This window comes from Tatumella terrea, from assembly GCF_039523755.1.
Taxonomy (GTDB): domain Bacteria; phylum Pseudomonadota; class Gammaproteobacteria; order Enterobacterales; family Enterobacteriaceae; genus Tatumella; species Tatumella terrea.
On sequence record NZ_BAAAFX010000006.1, the window covers coordinates 390,552 to 407,128 of the forward strand.

General features: G+C 56.1%; 17 protein-coding genes. 7 read left to right on the plus strand and 10 right to left on the minus strand.

Annotated elements, in window-relative coordinates:
* Nucleotides 1-169: 169 nt before the first annotated feature.
* Together ABD035_RS04825 and ABD035_RS04830 are read left to right on the plus strand one after the other, a co-directional pair.
* Nucleotides 170-349, plus strand: a complete 180-nt coding sequence (locus ABD035_RS04825; protein WP_343868111.1) for a hypothetical protein — start codon at nucleotides 170-172, stop codon at nucleotides 347-349.
* A 299-nt stretch (nucleotides 350-648) separates the two neighbouring features.
* The gene (locus ABD035_RS04830; RefSeq protein ID WP_343868113.1) at nucleotides 649-1,902 is read left to right on the plus strand and encodes an MFS transporter; all 1,254 of its coding nucleotides are present in this window, start codon (nucleotides 649-651) and stop codon (nucleotides 1,900-1,902) included.
* A 39-nt stretch (nucleotides 1,903-1,941) separates the two neighbouring features.
* On the opposite strand, the gene ABD035_RS04835 is transcribed toward ABD035_RS04830, so the two are convergent.
* Nucleotides 1,942-2,862: an AraC family transcriptional regulator gene (locus tag ABD035_RS04835; protein ID WP_343868115.1), complete on the minus strand. Its 921-nt coding sequence runs from the start codon at nucleotides 2,860-2,862 to the stop codon at nucleotides 1,942-1,944.
* Between the two features lie 104 nt (nucleotides 2,863-2,966).
* Between ABD035_RS04835 and ABD035_RS04840 the strand changes: the two genes are divergently transcribed.
* The 3 genes from ABD035_RS04840 to ABD035_RS04850 all read left to right on the plus strand — a co-directional run bounded on the left by ABD035_RS04840 (nucleotide 2,967) and on the right by ABD035_RS04850 (nucleotide 5,097).
* On the plus strand, nucleotides 2,967-3,797 hold the full coding sequence (locus ABD035_RS04840; RefSeq protein WP_343868234.1) for an oxidoreductase: 831 nt from the start codon (nucleotides 2,967-2,969) through the stop codon (nucleotides 3,795-3,797).
* A 329-nt stretch (nucleotides 3,798-4,126) separates the two neighbouring features.
* On the plus strand, nucleotides 4,127-4,525 hold the full coding sequence (gene fos / locus ABD035_RS04845) for a fosfomycin resistance glutathione transferase (protein ID WP_343868117.1): 399 nt from the start codon (nucleotides 4,127-4,129) through the stop codon (nucleotides 4,523-4,525).
* Nucleotides 4,526-4,647: 122 nt separating this feature from the next.
* Nucleotides 4,648-5,097, plus strand: a complete 450-nt coding sequence (locus ABD035_RS04850; RefSeq protein WP_343868119.1) for a GNAT family N-acetyltransferase — start codon at nucleotides 4,648-4,650, stop codon at nucleotides 5,095-5,097.
* A 321-nt stretch (nucleotides 5,098-5,418) separates the two neighbouring features.
* On the opposite strand, the gene ABD035_RS04855 is transcribed toward ABD035_RS04850, so the two are convergent.
* Together ABD035_RS04855 and ABD035_RS04860 are read right to left on the minus strand one after the other, a co-directional pair.
* A complete protein-coding gene (locus ABD035_RS04855; protein ID WP_343868121.1) occupies nucleotides 5,419-6,339 on the minus strand; it encodes an alpha/beta fold hydrolase in 921 nt (306 codons plus the stop codon).
* Between the two features lie 279 nt (nucleotides 6,340-6,618).
* Nucleotides 6,619-7,554 (minus strand): LysR family transcriptional regulator, encoded by a 936-nt coding sequence (locus ABD035_RS04860; protein WP_343868236.1) that lies wholly within the window; start codon nucleotides 7,552-7,554, stop codon nucleotides 6,619-6,621.
* A 188-nt stretch (nucleotides 7,555-7,742) separates the two neighbouring features.
* Here ABD035_RS04860 and ABD035_RS04865 point away from each other — a divergent pair, with 188 nt between their 5' ends.
* Both ABD035_RS04865 and ABD035_RS04870 read left to right on the plus strand, forming a co-directional pair.
* A complete protein-coding gene (locus ABD035_RS04865; RefSeq protein ID WP_343868123.1) occupies nucleotides 7,743-8,744 on the plus strand; it encodes a zinc-binding alcohol dehydrogenase family protein in 1,002 nt (333 codons plus the stop codon).
* An 838-nt stretch (nucleotides 8,745-9,582) separates the two neighbouring features.
* Entirely contained in the window at nucleotides 9,583-10,197 is a 615-nt protein-coding gene (locus tag ABD035_RS04870) for an alpha/beta hydrolase (RefSeq protein ID WP_212712849.1), read from the plus strand.
* A 384-nt stretch (nucleotides 10,198-10,581) separates the two neighbouring features.
* On the opposite strand, the gene ABD035_RS04875 is transcribed toward ABD035_RS04870, so the two are convergent.
* The 7 genes from ABD035_RS04875 to rutA all read right to left on the minus strand — a co-directional run bounded on the left by ABD035_RS04875 (nucleotide 10,582) and on the right by rutA (nucleotide 16,339).
* On the minus strand, nucleotides 10,582-11,226 hold the full coding sequence (locus ABD035_RS04875) for a LysE family translocator (protein WP_343868125.1): 645 nt from the start codon (nucleotides 11,224-11,226) through the stop codon (nucleotides 10,582-10,584).
* Nucleotides 11,227-11,358: 132 nt separating this feature from the next.
* The gene (locus tag ABD035_RS04880) at nucleotides 11,359-12,684 is read right to left on the minus strand and encodes a solute carrier family 23 protein (RefSeq protein ID WP_343868127.1); all 1,326 of its coding nucleotides are present in this window, start codon (nucleotides 12,682-12,684) and stop codon (nucleotides 11,359-11,361) included.
* Between the two features lie 54 nt (nucleotides 12,685-12,738).
* Nucleotides 12,739-13,242 (minus strand): NADH-dependent FMN reductase RutF, encoded by a 504-nt coding sequence (rutF, locus tag ABD035_RS04885; protein ID WP_343868129.1) that lies wholly within the window; start codon nucleotides 13,240-13,242, stop codon nucleotides 12,739-12,741.
* A gap of 43 nt (nucleotides 13,243-13,285) precedes the next feature.
* Nucleotides 13,286-14,071, minus strand: a complete 786-nt coding sequence (gene rutD, locus ABD035_RS04890) for a pyrimidine utilization protein D (protein WP_343868131.1) — start codon at nucleotides 14,069-14,071, stop codon at nucleotides 13,286-13,288.
* A 12-nt stretch (nucleotides 14,072-14,083) separates the two neighbouring features.
* Nucleotides 14,084-14,470: a pyrimidine utilization protein C gene (rutC, locus tag ABD035_RS04895; protein WP_212712856.1), complete on the minus strand. Its 387-nt coding sequence runs from the start codon at nucleotides 14,468-14,470 to the stop codon at nucleotides 14,084-14,086.
* Nucleotides 14,471-14,504: 34 nt separating this feature from the next.
* Entirely contained in the window at nucleotides 14,505-15,248 is a 744-nt protein-coding gene (gene rutB / locus ABD035_RS04900; RefSeq protein ID WP_343868134.1) for a pyrimidine utilization protein B, read from the minus strand.
* Nucleotides 15,248-16,339: a pyrimidine utilization protein A gene (rutA, locus tag ABD035_RS04905; RefSeq protein ID WP_212712858.1), complete on the minus strand. Its 1,092-nt coding sequence runs from the start codon at nucleotides 16,337-16,339 to the stop codon at nucleotides 15,248-15,250. Before rutA ends, rutB begins: the two co-directional genes overlap by 1 nt.
* Nucleotides 16,340-16,577 lie beyond the last annotated feature (238 nt).

A 16,577-nucleotide genomic window follows, 5' to 3' on the forward strand; every position in this document is an offset into this window, starting at 1 on the left:
TATCGGGTCACAACTGCCGCGGGCAGATCTTTCTGCGCATGAGGCAGACTTTTCCAGGACCCTCGCCGGGAATGACAACCGGCTGACGTACAGACAACGATATCTTGCCGACATCAGTCACTGCCGGATACCGGTATTCGCCGGTTTCAACAGAAGCAACGGCGGTTAAATGATTAGCCTGACCTTACCGGCTGGCAGCAATATTTTTCCCGCAACCCGCAACCCGCAACCCGCAACCCGCAACCCGCAACCCGCAACCCGCAACCCGCAACCCGCAACCCGCAACCCGCAACCCGCAACCCACAAACCACAACCCACAACCCACAACCCACAACCCACAACCCGGTAGCCCGGGCTGGCACCGGAGAGATTATCAGCGTACAGACGTTCAGACGGGAATGAGTCTCCCTGCCAGACTCTCTCCGGGAACGGACTACTGTTTATAACAGCAGTAATCACCGAATTTTAATGGCGACCTGATCGCTTCCCCTACATTGCTCTTCCAACAGTAACCTTTACCGTATTATCGGGTGAATCAAACCGGACACTTATATTTGTATTGCGGGCGATGGGGAATAATCTTATTAATATTGAGTGGGTTATTCGTGGCCGTACTCTGGCAAATTAAAATTATAAAAAGGATAAATTATGACAACCAGTTCTGCGGCTGAAGAGGGGCCGGCCCCTGGATTATTCCGGACGCTGAAATCATTTCCGCTGGCTGTTCACTCGCTGCTCTTTTTCACGCTGGTGATCCGTTTCAGCTATTTTATGGCCTGGCCGTTTATCGCAGTGATCATGACACGGAATTATCATATGTCGCCGATCGCCATCGGTCTGGCAATGACCAGCAGCGCACTGTTCTCGGCGGTGCTCGGTATGTACGGTGGGCATATTTCGGACCGGCTCGGGCGGCGGGTTATCCTGATGCTGGGCTGTGCGTTTTCTGCGCTGGGATATATCCTGCTTGCTCAGGCAAACGGCATCGTGCTGTTTATTATCGGCCTGATGATCATCGGCGTCTCGTTTGCATGGGTCGACCCGCCGTTGCGGGCACTGATGAGTGATTTACTGGGGGATCGCCGTCGTCGTGCACTTGCCCTGCAACTGCGCTATTACCTGATCAATATCGCGGCCGTTTTTGGCCCGCTGGTCGGGATTGCCTTTGGACTGACCTCTCAGAAAGGGACATTCCTGATCACCGGACTGTCGTATGTTCCGTTCTTCGTCTATGTGCTGCTGTTTATCCCTGCGGGTAAATTACAGAAGGGCTCACAACAGGACAGCGGCGTGACGATTAAACTCCATACCGTCACAGGGATTATTGCCAGGGATAAAATCTACATTGCCGCGCTGCTGTGCAGTATTTTGTGCAGTATCGTGTTCATGCACTACGAAGCCATACTGCCACAGTATATCCTGCGATTTAACAGTAATGCCGCGGTCAGGCTGATCACCCTGATCCTGGTCACGAACGCCTGTACGGTGCTGTTTTTCCAGACCTTTATGACGCGATTTCTGACAAATATACCGCTGCCGAAACGTATTCTTTTGGGCGGAGCCATATTTGCGGTGTCACAACTCTGTTTCTTTTGTGTACGTACGCCGGATATCTGGCCCTGGTTGATGGTGACCGCGGTGTTCAGTGTCGGAGAAGCGATCCTGATGCCGAATCTGAACATTTTGCTCGATCAGCTGGCACCTTCAGAATATCGGGGGGCTTATCTCGGCGCATCAATGCTGTCGACATTAGGCATTGCTGCCGGGCCATTAATCGGCGGGGTCATGCTGGCGTTGACCGGTGCCGGGGTCTTTATCTGTACGATGCTGCTCAGTCTGTTATTGTGCGCGATTATTTACGTTTGCAGGGGCAGTATGCTGGCGCGGCTGCAGGAGCCCTGAGCACAGGGAGCACTAAGGCAGGGGTTTGCAACCTCTGCCTTAATGCGAAGAAACAAATATCGTAGCCGGTTGCTCCGGCGGAACGGCGAAGTGCTGCTTCATACGTCTAATCTCTTCTGCCGGGGGCAGGCCAAACAAGCGTTTGAATTCACGATTAAATTGTGACGGACTTTCATAGCCGACCGCATAACTTGCGGCTGCAGCAGTGATTTGCTGACGCACCATCAGCATCCGTGCCTGGTGAAGCCGGACCGATTTAACATACTGCATCGGCGGCATTTGAGTAATGGCTTTGAAATGACTGTGAAACGTCGGCACACTCATCCCGGCATCCTGCGCCAGTTGCGTGAGGGTTAGTGCCCCGGCATAGGAGGCGTGGATATGCTGCAGCACTTTACCGATTTTACCGAATTGTCCCGCCAGGGTCAGCGCGGCGCGCATGGCATTGCCCTGAGCCCCCGTCAGCACCCGGAAATAGAGTTCCCGCACCCGGCCCGGCCCGAGGATTGCCGCTTCAGAAGGATGATTCAGCACCTCCAGTAACCGCAGTACGGCAGTATTTACCGTCGCGTCCATCGGGCTGGACATCATGCTTTGCGGCGCGGCGGCGGCAGGATAGGCACCCTGCTGTTCAATCTGCAATATCAGTTCAGCGGCCAGCTGAAAATCCAGGTGCATATAAATTGCCAGTAACGGATGGTCTGCAGATGCGCGGGTTTCCATCTTAAACGGTACCGGCACCGACACCGCCAGGTAGTGCAGTTCATCATACACATAGGTCTGTCGGCCGAAGTAGCCGCGTTTACTGCCCTGACAGACAATCACTATCCCCGGGTCGTAGAGCACCGGTGTTTTTGAAAGGGGGCAGTCGGCACGTAAAATCCGTACATCAGGTAACGCCGTGAGGTTATACCCCTCCAGCGGCGCGAGGGATTTAGTCAGGGAAATAATGCCGGACATGACAGCCCCTCATAAAATCAGGCAATAAAAAGAGAAGATACGGCCTGATAATGTGGCAGAACACAGAATATCCTGCAAGCTGTACTGTTCAACGGAGTATCATGATGACAACTGCAAAAACGATTCTGATCACCGGCGTCAGTAGCGGCTTTGGCCGGGCACTGGCACAGGAAGCCCTCGCGGCGGGCCATCGGGTCATTGGCACCGTGCGCAGCCAGCAGGCACTGGAGGCTTTCGAAGCACTGCATACCCACGCTTACGGCAGGCTGCTGGAAATCACCGATTTCGGGCGTATTAATGAGGCGGTGGCCGGGGTGGAATCCGCCATTGGTCCGGTGGACGTGCTGGTCAATAATGCCGGTTATGGTCATGAGGGCATTATGGAAGAATCCTCGCTCGCAGAGATGCGCCACCAGTTTGATGTCAATGTGTTCGGTGCCGTGGCGATGATCAAAGCCGTACTGCCCGCTATGCGCCAGCGCCGCCGCGGTCATATTATCAATATTACGTCAATGGGTAGCTTTATTACGATGCCCGGCATCAGCTTCTACTGCGGCAGTAAATTTGCTCTGGAAGGGATCTCAGAGACCCTAAGCAAAGAAGTTGCGCCTTTCAATATCCGGGTGACGGCGGTCGCGCCAGGCTCGTTCCGTACCGACTGGGCAGGCCGCTCGATGGTGCGTAGTGCCCGCAGTCTCGCGGACTATGACGCGTCATTTGATCCCATTCGTCAGGCTCGTGAGGAAAAAAGCGGTAAGCAGTTGGGCGACCCGGTGAAAGCGGCGCATGCCATACTGACATTAATCGACAGCCAGACGCCGCCTGCGCATCTGTTATTAGGCAGTGATGCCCTGGACTTAGTCCGTCAGAAACTGGCGGCATTAGGCCAGGAAATCGATGACTGGGAATTACTGACCCGCTCGACCGATCATTAAGCCGTCTGGCTGATAAACGGCTCCTGACCCGGGGGAAGCTGGGGGGTACTAAAGGCTTACCCCGGCAGGAGGCTGATACGGTTGCGGATCGCTGCTTTCGGGCCTGTGGCCCGGACAGAAGGAGTGGCGATAAGGTGTGTGACTCTGCGTAATGACACACCTTACCCCTCTGTTTTAGCCTGGTCTCTGAATTTACAAACAGAGCCATCGCCATCACAGGGAACGCGACCCGGCCAGATCTGCCTAAGCCGGGACGGCGATATCAGCTGTCCGAACGGGGCCTCCGGACAGGGGGCTTTGAATTCTCACTTCCTCTGAAGGAGCGTTATATGTTGTCCGGTATTAATCACATCACCCTTGCGGTGAGTGATCTGAATATAAGTTTCGATTTTTACGTTGGCACACTGGGTTTTACCCCCGAAGCGAAATGGGCCAGCGGTGCTTACCTTTCTTCAGGGGGATTTTGGTTATGCCTCGCACTGGATAAACCCGCAGCAGGAAATGACGGCACACATTATGCCTTTAGCGTCTCCGGCGAAGCGTTTGATGTGTTTGCTGAGCGGCTAAGATCCCTCGGGATAACGGAGTGGAAGATAAATAAGAGTGAAGGAAAGTCCGTCTATTTTTTGGACCCTGACGGGCACAAGCTCGAAATCCACGATGGTGACCTGAAAAGCCGTCTGAGCGCTTGCCTGGCTGAACCGTATGAAGGTATGGAGTTTTATTAATTTGCAGTGATCTGCAGGCTATCACTGAAGAAAATCAGGCTGGAAAGCCGCGGCACCTGTTATCTGTGATGCTTATAAGAACAAATTTTAATCACTTCCGGAGTTGAGTGAGGACCCGCGTAATGCCTGTAAAATATCAGAAAGTGGATCCGCACATGGATCTGTTTGAGGTCTATAAAGAGCATATGCAGCCTTTTATACAGGAGCTTTTTGGCTGGGATGAAGAATTTCAGAAACAGGGGTTCAGCCGTGCTCTCCGGCGTGAGGATTTTCGCTGGGTTATCATTGATGACGTGAAAGCAGGTATTATTCACCGGAAGGCAGAAAACGAAATCATAAAAATTTCGCTGCTGGTGATCTTCAGGCAATTTCAGAGGCGAGGGTTTGGCTACCGGTTAATGACCTCTTTAGTTGAAAGTACCGGGGCCGGAAAAACTCTGACCTGGAACTGCCTGAAAAATAACGCGCCTGCGCTGGCTCTGTATAACAAAATTGAAGGTGCTGAGCGCACAGAAGCTGACTATTTTTACTGTTACGCATATCAGAATCCCCGCCTGGTAGGTGATCAGTAAGCCGGGACTTCCTTCCTGGTGATAAAACCTTCGGCGCAGGGGCAGAGGGTGGCAGGCTTTGTTATCCACCGGGCCGCCGGAGTGCATGGCCCGCGGGACGCACCACAGCCACTTCACGGGGAATTGGCGGCACGGTTGTATAACTATCGGGAATGCATAAGCCCCTGCATGGATTAAGCACCGGGAATGCATCAGTCCCGGCATGATTTACGGAGATAAGTAGCTGCACCGGAATGCCCGGGCTTCTGCACTCAACGATCCCTAAGCCGGTCTCTTAACCCTTCGCAGGGGAGGGGCTAAGAGAACAGAGCAGAAGTCGGATTATCCACGGGGATACCGGGCATAGAAATCGAACAGGGCACGGACGAGTGCCGTCGGGGCTTCTTCAGGAATATAGTGCCCGCACTCAATCAGTGCGGCTTCCAGCCGTTCACAGCGGCCCTGCAGGCTGAGATGTAGTTTATGACCGGCGCCCTGTGCTGCGCCGCCGGCCAGCACCGGCAGAGTCAGTGTTTGTTGTGAACGCTGCTGTGTGCGCGTTAACTCAGTTTCGCTGAAAGCCTCGCGATAATAACTGAGAGCCGCGCGCAGTGCTCCCGGCCGTCTGTTGACCCGCAGATACTCCTGGCGGTCCCGGGCATCGATAGCCAGCGGGTTACGGGTTTTATTATCGAATAACCAGTCCAGAAACTGCGCTTCACGTCCCGTCAGCAATATTTCCGGTAAATCGGCCAACAGGTTAAAACTGAAATGCCAGCTGGCGGCGGCCTGTTTCGCCGGAGACGGGGCCGGATCGCTACCGGCAGGCACCGGCAGCCCCGGGATCAACGCATCAAACAGCGCCAGACGCCTGACCCGCGCCGGATGATCGCAGGCCAGCGCATAACTGACCCAGCTGCCGACATCATGGGCCACGATATCTGCCGGAGCCTCTCCCAGACTGGCGATCAGGGCCGCGAGGTCGGCGGCCAGCGTCCCGGTATCATAGCCCCGGGTACCGACCGATGAGTCCCCCATCCCCCGTAAATCGACCGCAATTACCCGTCGTCCGGCATCCGCCAGCAGGGGCATCACATAGCGCCAGCAGTACCAGCTTTGCGGCCAGCCAGGCACCAGCAGCAGTGGCTCTCCCTCACCCCCGGCGACATAATGCAGCCGGGTTTCTCCGGTATCAAAGGTGCCGTGGGAAAAACGGTGAAAAAAGGTGGTGGCATCAAACGGGGTAATGGCGGTGTCATTCATCAGTTTATTCTCTCAGTGAACCGGAAGGTCATGATTTCCGGCGTCGCTCCGCAACAGGCCCGTTGCCGGGCCGTAAAAACTTCCGGCCGGGATAGACTGCCCCGGCGGAAAACGCCAGACAGATAACCCAGGCATAGGATCCGGCCGGTGAAAATGGCGTGCCTCAGCGGTGGCAATCGGCTTCACGCAGGAGGCGGGCCAGCGACGGGGAACCCCGGGGGCGGTTAATCAACAGACCTTAGGCGAGGATCGCCGGACGATCAAGGTGAATTAATGATATCAGGAGGCAGAAGCCTGCTTCAGCGCCTCCGGCAGTCTGCCGGTGATTTCCTGCAGATGCCGGCTCAGTTCATGGCGTAAAAAACGGATGGCCGGGGAAAATTCTTTACGGTGCGGACACACCAGATACAGCGGGGCGGACTCTCCCGGAATATCAGTAAGCAACAGCTTAAGTCGTCCGGCAAGCACGTCTTCACTGACATCAATCCACGACTTATAGGCGATACCGTGACCTGCTACCGCCCAGCGGCGCACCACATCGGCATCATCACATAGCCACTGACTGGTCAGCGCGATGCGCTGCATGCCTGCGGCTAGCGGAAACGCCCATTTATCATAAATATGGCCCTTCAGGCTGTAGAGCAGGCACACGTGATCCACTAACTGCTCAGGGACCCGGGGCTGACCACAGCGCGCCAGATAATCCGGCGAGGCCACCACCACCCGGCGATTCTCTTCCGTCAGGGGTTGTGCGATGTAGTGGCGATTATCCGGAATACCGTAACGAATAGCGATATCGACCGGGTCGCGGAAAATATCACTCATCTGATCAGACAGGGACAGCTGTAACGTCAGTTCGCGGTGACTGCTGCAAAAATCACTGATCCAGGGCAACAGCAGGTTACGGCCACAATCTGAAGGCAGGGCAAGGCGCAGGGTGCCCCGTAATTCGTTGTCACGGGGATGCAGGATCTCTTCACCCGCCTGCATCACCGACAGAATTTCTTCCGCATACGGCAAATATTTTTCTCCCTCCGCACTCAGACGTAAGCTGCGGGTGGAACGTGCAAACAGCCGGGTATTGAGCCGGGTTTCCAGCCGCTGGATAGCCGCACTGACCTGGCCTGGTAACAGGCCAGCCTCACGTGCCGCGCGGGAGAAACTGCCCAGCGCAGCCACCCGCAGAAATAACCTGAGATCTTCAGGACGAACCATCGCTGCCTCCGTTATCGTGCCATGCTGACGGGCCGGATTGCCCCGGTTTCTGACGGTAATCGTAGCCGTTTTCACAAAAATTGTGAAAGTCTTACTCTGCAAAGGTACTGTTTCTGCTGCCGGCCGTCGACCAGAATGGAGGCAGACAGCACAGGCTGTGACCCGTATTCAACCTGAGGAGTGCAGAAATGAAAGCTATCGTATATCAGCAGGCAGGTTTACCGTTAACCGATCCGCAATCGCTGTATGACACGGAACTGGAAAAACCACAGCCCTCCGGTCATGACCTGCTGGTGAAAATTAAGGCCATCTCGGTAAACCCTGTCGATACGAAAGTACGTCACGGCGATAATCCGTCCTCACCCAAAGTACTGGGCTGGGATGCCTGCGGGGTGGTGGAAGCCGTAGGTGACAGTGTCACACTATTCAGCCCCGGAGATGAAGTTTTCTATGCGGGGTCACTAATCCGTCCGGGCACCTATGCGGAGTATCACCTGGTGGATGAACGTATTACCGGCCGTAAACCCGCCACCCTGAGTGCGGCAGAAGCCGCCGCACTTCCGCTGACCTCCCTGACCGCCTGGGAATTGTTATTTGACCGCTTACAGGTCGGAGGGGGCCAGGGAAAAAGCCTGTTGATCGTCGGTGCAGGCGGGGGTGTGGGCTCCATTCTGACACAGCTGGCCAGCCGGCTGACCGGCCTGACGGTGATCGGCACGGCTTCACGCCCGGAAACCCGTCAGTGGGTTGAATCGCTGGGTGCCGATCATGTTATCGACCACCGGCAGCCGTTCAGTGAACAACTGGCGGCAAAAGGTATCAGTTCGGTCGATTATGTGGCCAGCCTGACCCATACCGATGATTATTATGACCAGCTGATTGAAATACTGACCCCGCAGGGGCGGTTGGGATTAATCGATGATCCAAAAACGCTGGATGCCATGCCACTGAAACGTAAGGCGATTTCTCTGCACTGGGAACTGATGTTTACCCGTTCGCTGTATACCACGGAAGATATGATCCGTCAGCACGAGATCCTGAATGATATTGCATCACTGATCGATAACGGAACCTTGCGGACCACCCTGGCTGAACATGCGGGTAAAATTACTGCCGCCAGCCTGCGGGAAGCACACCGCAGGATAGAAAGCGGACGGTCACGCGGTAAGATAGTGCTGGAAGGCTTCTGATACTGCCACGCCCGGCGGCGCTGGCCACGGGCAAACCCCGCCAAAGAAGGCATCAGTCCCCGGCCGGTGCCGCCTCTCACGTGGCCTCGATGTGCGGGGCTGTCAGAGGCTCTGTCGCCGGGGGCAAATACAGTCGTTCCCGGCCCCCAGGTTTCCAGGGGCTCCATCGAATAACGGCATTAGCCATTAGCTAGTGCGGCTTCCCGATGCGCGGGGCTGTTTGAGGCTCTGTGGCGGGGGCAAACATATTCATGCCCGGACCGCTACGGTTACCCGGGGCCCTATCGGATACGGTTACCAGACTTTCCATAGAATAATGGCATCAGCCATTGACCAATGTGGCTTCCCGAAATACGTGGCTGTGACAGGAGCTGTGTCCCGGGGGTAAACTCAGTTATCCCCGGCCCGCTTCGGTTAGCGGTATTACTCCCTGTCTGATCGGGCGGAAAGACGCTTTCTAAAGCCGTTCCCGGGATGACCGGGCAGGGGCAGTATACCGAAGCCACTGACGGACAACATTCACCGAAGTTTTTGCTACACTGGCGGTAACGGCACGGCAATACGTGTTGCCCGGCGATTTTACCCGGGCCGACCCGTGCTTATCACCGGGCGGCTGGTCTGCACTGGAACCAACGCGGGCGGGGGCTTCCGGAAGTGCCGTATTTTCTGTTTATCTGCCGCAGGTCCGGTCTGCACCGGGGCTTCCGGGGCCCGGGTTCCGTCATCCGGTACCTGCAAAACAACTGACATCGATTTTATTTGAATGACACACTGACTCCGACGGGCAGTGTGCCAGCCGGGCCTGGCTGATACGGGCCGGGACTGTGAGAGGACAACTATGAGCAAGCAAATTGTAATTCTGTTACACGGAGTAGGCAGTAATGGTGCGGACCTGCAGGGATTGGGAGATTTCTGGGCGGAGTCTTTTCCGGGACTGACCTGCATCGCACCCGATGCCCCTTTTCCTTGTGATATGGGGTCCGGCTACCAGTGGTTCAGTGTCAACGGGGTAACCGATGAAAACCGTCCGGCGCGGATTGCCGAAGCCAGAACGTCGTTCGATGCGGCCCTGCAAAAGATTTTCAGTCAGTACGGTATCACGCCGGAGGATGAAGTGGTCCTGACCGGTTTTTCTCAGGGCAGTATCATGGCACTGGATGCTCTGGCGAGGGCGGCATTTCCGCTGGCCGGTGTGATCGCATTTTCAGGACGTCTCGCCTCTCCGCCGCCTCTGCACCCGGCCCCGGGCAGTAAAGTGTTACTGATCCACGGCCAGGACGATCAGGTGATCCCGTGGACCGAAAGCCGCCATGCAGAGCAACAACTGACCGCGGCCGGGGTGGAGGTCACCTCGTTCTATCAGCCAGGCGTTCCGCATACGATCTCCGGTGAAGGGGTCGCAGAGGCGACGGACTTTATTCAGCAGTGTTTTGATTTGCCGGACGACGAGTAAGCGACAGTTCAGATTAGCACTGTTTCTGCACCTCTGGATGTGCTGTGCGGTTTTGCATCAATTGTGATGAAAAGACTGTCCTGCGTGCCGGAGGCAGGGCCGGGTCAGGGCTGTACCGCCAGCACGGACTGACACTCGTTTCAGTCCTGTCCTGACACGCGGTTTCGGTCGCGACAACGTATTCATCGCAGAGGTTACCCGTCGATATGAACGGTTGAGGGGATGAGCATGGATGATACTAAGTTGATGGCGGCTTTATGCCATGGCTTATAATATAACGCCCGGCCATCCGTTATTGTTCATCTCTGGCATGAAACCGGTATAAAAAAGGGAATGCGTGGCATTCCCCTGTTAACTCTCCGGCATCGGCTTCCGGGAATGCTCCTAACGGCGTGTCAGCGCCAGGCGGATCCCTAAACCGATAAAGGCGGTCCCCACTATCCTGTCCATCACCCGCTGTAAACGCTGATTTCCCGCAAATTTATCAGAAGCTCCGCCGGCCAGCAGTGCGCAGGAGATATCGACCATAAAGGCGACCAGGGCATAAGTCATACCGAGGATCAGGAAAGACGCCGTCTGATGCGCGCCATGCGGTGTAACAAACTGCGGGAAGAAAGAGATAAAGAAAAGTAATACTTTAGGGTTGGTCAGTGTGGTGATAAAGCCCTTACACAGCAAACTGCCGGCGGCAATGCCGTTCACCGGAGCCACTTTTTCTGCAGGGGATGAGGCCTGTTTCCTGAAGGTCGACAGGATCATCTTTGCCCCGAGGAAGACCAGATACAAAGCACCGAGAAATTTCACTATCGAAAACATCAGTGGTGACGCGGCGATCACCGCGGTCAGTCCCAGGGTACTGGCCAGCGCATGGGTACAGCTCCCCAGCGCTACGCCGCTGGCAGAAAAGAGTCCGGCACGTCGGCCATTGACCACACTTTGTCCGATCACATAAGCCATATCCGGGCCGGGGATGACTGACAGCAGAAAAACAGATAACACAAAAAAGCTATAGCTGGTGATATCGAACATCGTGTCCTCAGTAAGATAGAAGGGGTCTGTGCAGGATACTATCGCAGAAAGTTAACTAAATTTTAATTAACGTCACCGAAAATTTCTTACCGCCCCGGGGTGAAGCGGTAAGAAACGGCGTGGAAGTGAAGGTTATCGGGCACGGCCGGGCAGGCTGGTATCTTGCCCGGTTTTTTTACGCGGATAACTTAAGAAAGCATTGAGCAGGATGGCACCAAAGGTCGCCGTACCGATACCGCTCAGGGTAAAGCTGCCGATATTCAGGGAGAAGTTACCGGCACCCAGCACCAGCGTCACTGCGACCATGATCAGATGGTTATTACGACTCAGGTCGACCTGATGCTGTACCCAGATACGTGCCCCGGAAACCGCAATCAGACCGAAAACGACCACCGAGGCTCCCCCAATCACCGGTGCGGGAATGGTGTGGATTAAGGCCCCGAACTTCGGTGAAAAACCGAGTAACAGGGCGATCACGGCCGCCGCGACAAAGGCCAGCGTGGAATAGACTTTAGTGATCGCCATCACGCCGATATTTTCGGCGTAGGTGGTAACGCCACAGCCCCCGACTGCGCCGGATAACAGTGTCGCCAGACCGTCAGCAAAAAAGGCGCGCCCGGTCCAGGGGGTCATATCATTACCGGTCATACCGGCGACCGCTTTCAGATGACCGAGGTTTTCGGCCACCAGGATGATCGCCACTGGCGCAATCATAATCATCGCCTGAAGGTCGAATACCGGTGCCGTGGTCGCCGGTAGCCCGAACCATGGTGCTGAGGCCAGCGCGGAGAAGTCCACCGGTTTCCCCAGCCCCAGACCGTTGGTCAGCAGGGCATAGATGGCCCAGGCCAGGCAGAGGCCGGTCAGCAGTAATAACCGCTGTACAATTCCGCGGGTAAAAACCGCCACCAGGCCGATACAAACCACCGTGATCACCGCCACCCAGCTATCAAACCCGGATCCGGACACACTATGGATAGCGACCGGTGCCAGATTAAGGCCGATTGCCATGACCACGGCACCGGTGACGGCCGGCGGCATCAACTTTTCTATCCAGCCCGCGCCGGTTTTCATCACGATAAGCCCGATAACGGCATAGACGGCACCACAGGCAATAATCCCCCCCAGCGCCAGGCCCAGATGCGGATTCAGCCCCTGACCGGTAAATCCGGTGACGGCTATCACCACACCGACAAATGAGGCACTGGACCCGAGATACGCGGGCACCCGGCCACGGGTGATCACAAAGAATAACAGCGTACCGATGCCGGACATCAGGATACTCAGGTTCGGGTCCAGCCCCATCAGCAGGGGCATCAGCACCGTGGCACCAAACATCGCCACCGCGTGCTGTAACCCGAGGATCAGGGTCGGGCCGGCCGGCAGGGTTTCATCGGGGGCGATCACGCCACCTTCGGGTAATGCCGTTTTTTTTCGCCAAACAGGAAACCAGTTCATAGACGCTGTACTCCGTGAGAGTGGAAAAGCAATGAACCCCGAAAACGGGCAATGTTAACAGGCATCCTGCCGGATAAGCGGGTGGTAGCGCCGGTCAAACCAGACCAGGCCGTGGGTCAGCGGGTCACCGGCCAGTGCCAGCACCTCGCAGAACAAAATTTCATGCGTACCCACCGCCACGCTATGGGTAATTTTACAGTCGAAGGAGACCACGGCCCCGGCCAGCACCGGCGAACCCGTGGTCAGTACAGACCATTGCGCGGCCCGGAAGCGATCTTCCATCGGGGTTTTGCCGCCAAATAACCCGGAAAGTGTTTCATGGTCACTGGCCAGCGTGTTCACACACAGCACATCATTTTGCTGAAACACCGGCCAGACCGAGGCCGACCGGTTCAGACAGACCAGCAGTGTCGGCGGGGTATCGGTCACACTGCATACCGCCGAGGCGGTAAATCCGGCACGGCCTGCCGGACCGTCGGTGGTAATAATATTAACGGCGGCACCCAGCCGGGACATCGCATTCCGGAACTGTTGTTGTTCGATAGGGGGGATCGTCATAGTGATTTCTCCGGTGGCTATCACCTGCTCCGGTCAGGCCCGGTCAGACGGTGGCATGCTGCTGCAGCCAGGGCAGCAGTCGTTGGTTGAACTCTTCGCTGCAGGTCACACTCATGGCATGACCGCCCCGCGCCATGGCGATACACTCTGCCTGCGGTAAGGCGGCCTCCAGTTCAAGGGAGCAGTCCCAGGGCACCAGCAGATCATCCTGGCTGTATATTAGTAACACCGGCAGTGTCAGCGCGGCGGCCATTGCACTAAAGTCTGCGGCCATCAATGCCGACAGCCGTCGCAGCAGATTACCGGTTCCCTGAAAATGTTGCAGATGATGGCTATCGGCGGCCTCTGCCTGTTCCTGATGTGCGGCCAGCCAGTCTGCAGGGTAAAGAAACAGGGGCTGAGCACGGACAAAGGCTTCCACGCCACTGTTCAGCAGCAGATCCTGACGGACCCGGAAACAACGCCGGGTATGGGCATTCAGGGTCAGCCACCCGTTCACCACCACCAGGCTTATCACCCGTTCAGGATAGTCCGCCGCCAGCTGCATACCGATCAGTCCGCCAAGGGCATGCCCCAGCAGGCTGAAACGTTGAATACCGTGGGCCGTCAGCGCATCCGCCAGTTCCCGGCCCATCTCCTGCAGGCTGTACGGCTCCGGCAGCGTGGCCGGATTATTACCGGTACCGTAATGATCATAGGTCACCAGCCGGTAGCGGGCCTGCAGGCTGGCCCGCTGGGGGGCCCAGAAACTGCCCAGCCCCCCCAGTCCTGCAGAGAGTACAAGCACCGGGGCCCCGGGGGAACTCAGCCCGCTGATTTCAATCTGCATAGGCGTGGCCTCTTAGTGACTGATATGCGCGATAGTCGCAATCTCGACCAGTGCATCGGGTTTTACCAGACCACACTGAATGCAGTAGCGGGCCGGCTTTTCGCCGGGGAAGAACTCCGCATAAACTTCATTGACCGCGGCATAGTTCTGCCAGTCGGTAATGAAAATGGAATTAAAAGTCACGTCATCCATACTGCCGCCGGCGGTTTCAATCACGCTTTTAATGATGGTCAGCACATGCCGGGTCTGGGCCGCTGCATCCCCGACATGGACAACATTATTATGTTCATCAAACGGAAGGGTCCCTGAGACATAGACCACGCCATCCGCCAGGGTGCCCGGCACGAACGGTGCCAGAGGGGTACCGGTACCGGCAGGGGTAATGACAGTTTTTGGCATCGTAGTTTCCTCATTTTTACAGTAAAAAAAACGCTCAGGCAGCGGTGCCGGTCAGTCCGGCGGCGGAGGTCTGTCCCAGCGCAGAGCACAGGCTGCTGACATCTGACACCCAGCCAAAGAAGGTACGGATATTAAAAAGGGCAGCGTCATGGGCCGATGGGGGACCGGCCTGGTAGGTAGCATCCTTCAGGACGATGCCGAAATACTCCAGGAAGAAGCCGTCGCGCAGGGTCGACTCCACACAGACATTGGTGGCAATGCCGGTAAAGATCAGGTGGCGGATCCCCCGGCTGCGCAACATGCTGTCGAGCGGGGTGTTGTAAAAGCCACTGTAGCGGATTTTGGGGATCAGAATATCCTCCGGTTGCGGGACCAGTTCATCCACCAGCGCATAATCCCAGCCGCCTTTGGCCAGTAACCTGCCCTGCAATTCGGGCTGACGGCGCATGGTCTTCAGTGCATTGGATTTATGGAAGTTGGGCGAACCGGCATCACCGGCCTCCGCATACTGATCATCCCAGCCATTCTGCAGCCAGATGATTTTAATACCCGCCTGTCGGGCGGCGGCCACGGCCGTTTTAATATTGGCGATCACCGGGCGGGTGGCAGACACATCAAATCCGGCCAGGTCCAGATAACCGCCCGGCGTGGCATAGGCGTTCTGCATATCGACCACAATCAATGCGGTCTGCTCCGGCGGAAAGGCGATCGCTTCCGGTTCGGCGGTAAGCACGACATTATTCAGATGACGGGTGGTTGTACAGTTCACAGTATTCATCAGGCTACCTCCTGCATGGCATTAACAGCACCGCTGCGGCTGGTCATCAACGGCTGGATTTCCCGGCCAAAATTTTCGATACCCTGCACAAAATCGTCGAATGTCAGCAAAATGCCTTCAGTGCCGGGCACGGTGGCCACTTCATCCAGCAGTCGGGCGACGGTGGCGTAGGAACCGACCAGTGTGCCCATATTGATATTGACGGCGGATGTCGGATCTGCCATTTGCCGGACATTGGTGTCCTGGCCGGAACGGGTGTCCTGCTGGCTCTGGGTGGTCAGCCATGCCAGGGCCTCCTGATCGGCCCCGGCCTTATAGTGCTCCCATTTGGCGCGTGCGGCGTCGTCGGTCTCATCGGCGATGATCATAAACAGCACATAGGATCCCACCTCGCGGCCGGCGGCCTCTGCGGCACTACGCATCCGCTGAGCCGTCGGTGCAAAGGCGGTGGGGGTATTCACGCCTTTACCAAAGCAGAAGTTATATTCAGCATGGCGGGCGGAGAAGGCCATACCGGCATCGCTCTGACCGGCACAGATCACCTTCATCGGTTTCTGCGGCTGAGGCTTCATCCGGCAGTCATTCATGGTCAGAAAATCGCCTTTAAAATCGGACTGACCGGTGCCCCACAGGTCACGTAATACCGTGACGTATTCGGTCAGATAGTCATAACGGCGGGAGAAATACTCTTCACCAGGCCACAGGCCCATCTGGTCATATTCCGGTTTTTGCCACCCGGTCACCAGATTGACGCCAAAGCGGCCGCCGGAAATGCTGTCGATGGTGGTGGCCATCCGGGCGACGATGGCCGGAGGCAGGGTCAGCGTGGCGGCGGTTGCATACAGTTCAATGCGGGAGGTTACGGCCGCGAGGCCGGCCATCAGGGTGAACGATTCCAGGTTGTAATCCCAGAATTCGGTCTTGCCGCCAAAGCCGCGTAATTTGATCATTGAAAGCGCGAAATCAAACTGATAATGCTCGGCCTTCTGCACGATGGTTTTGTTCAGTTCAAAATCCGGCAGATACTGGGGAGCATTTTCAGAAATCAGCCAGCCATTATTACCAATCGGGATAAATACGCCTATCTTCATGCCACACCTCGTCTGAAAGATGATCACGGGTTTAACCTACTGGCGGCGGTGCATCCTGCAACTCCGTACTGTCGTCGCGTAAAAGTTAATGCAAGGCGTATGCCATGTTTTAAAGATTAATTAAAACAAAGAGATGTAAAAATAATGCAAACAGAAGAGGGTTAAAGTGGACCATTTGGTAAAAAAGGATGCACGTTTTTCAGGCGACTGTGCAAAAAAAGGGCAGCCCTGCGATGGG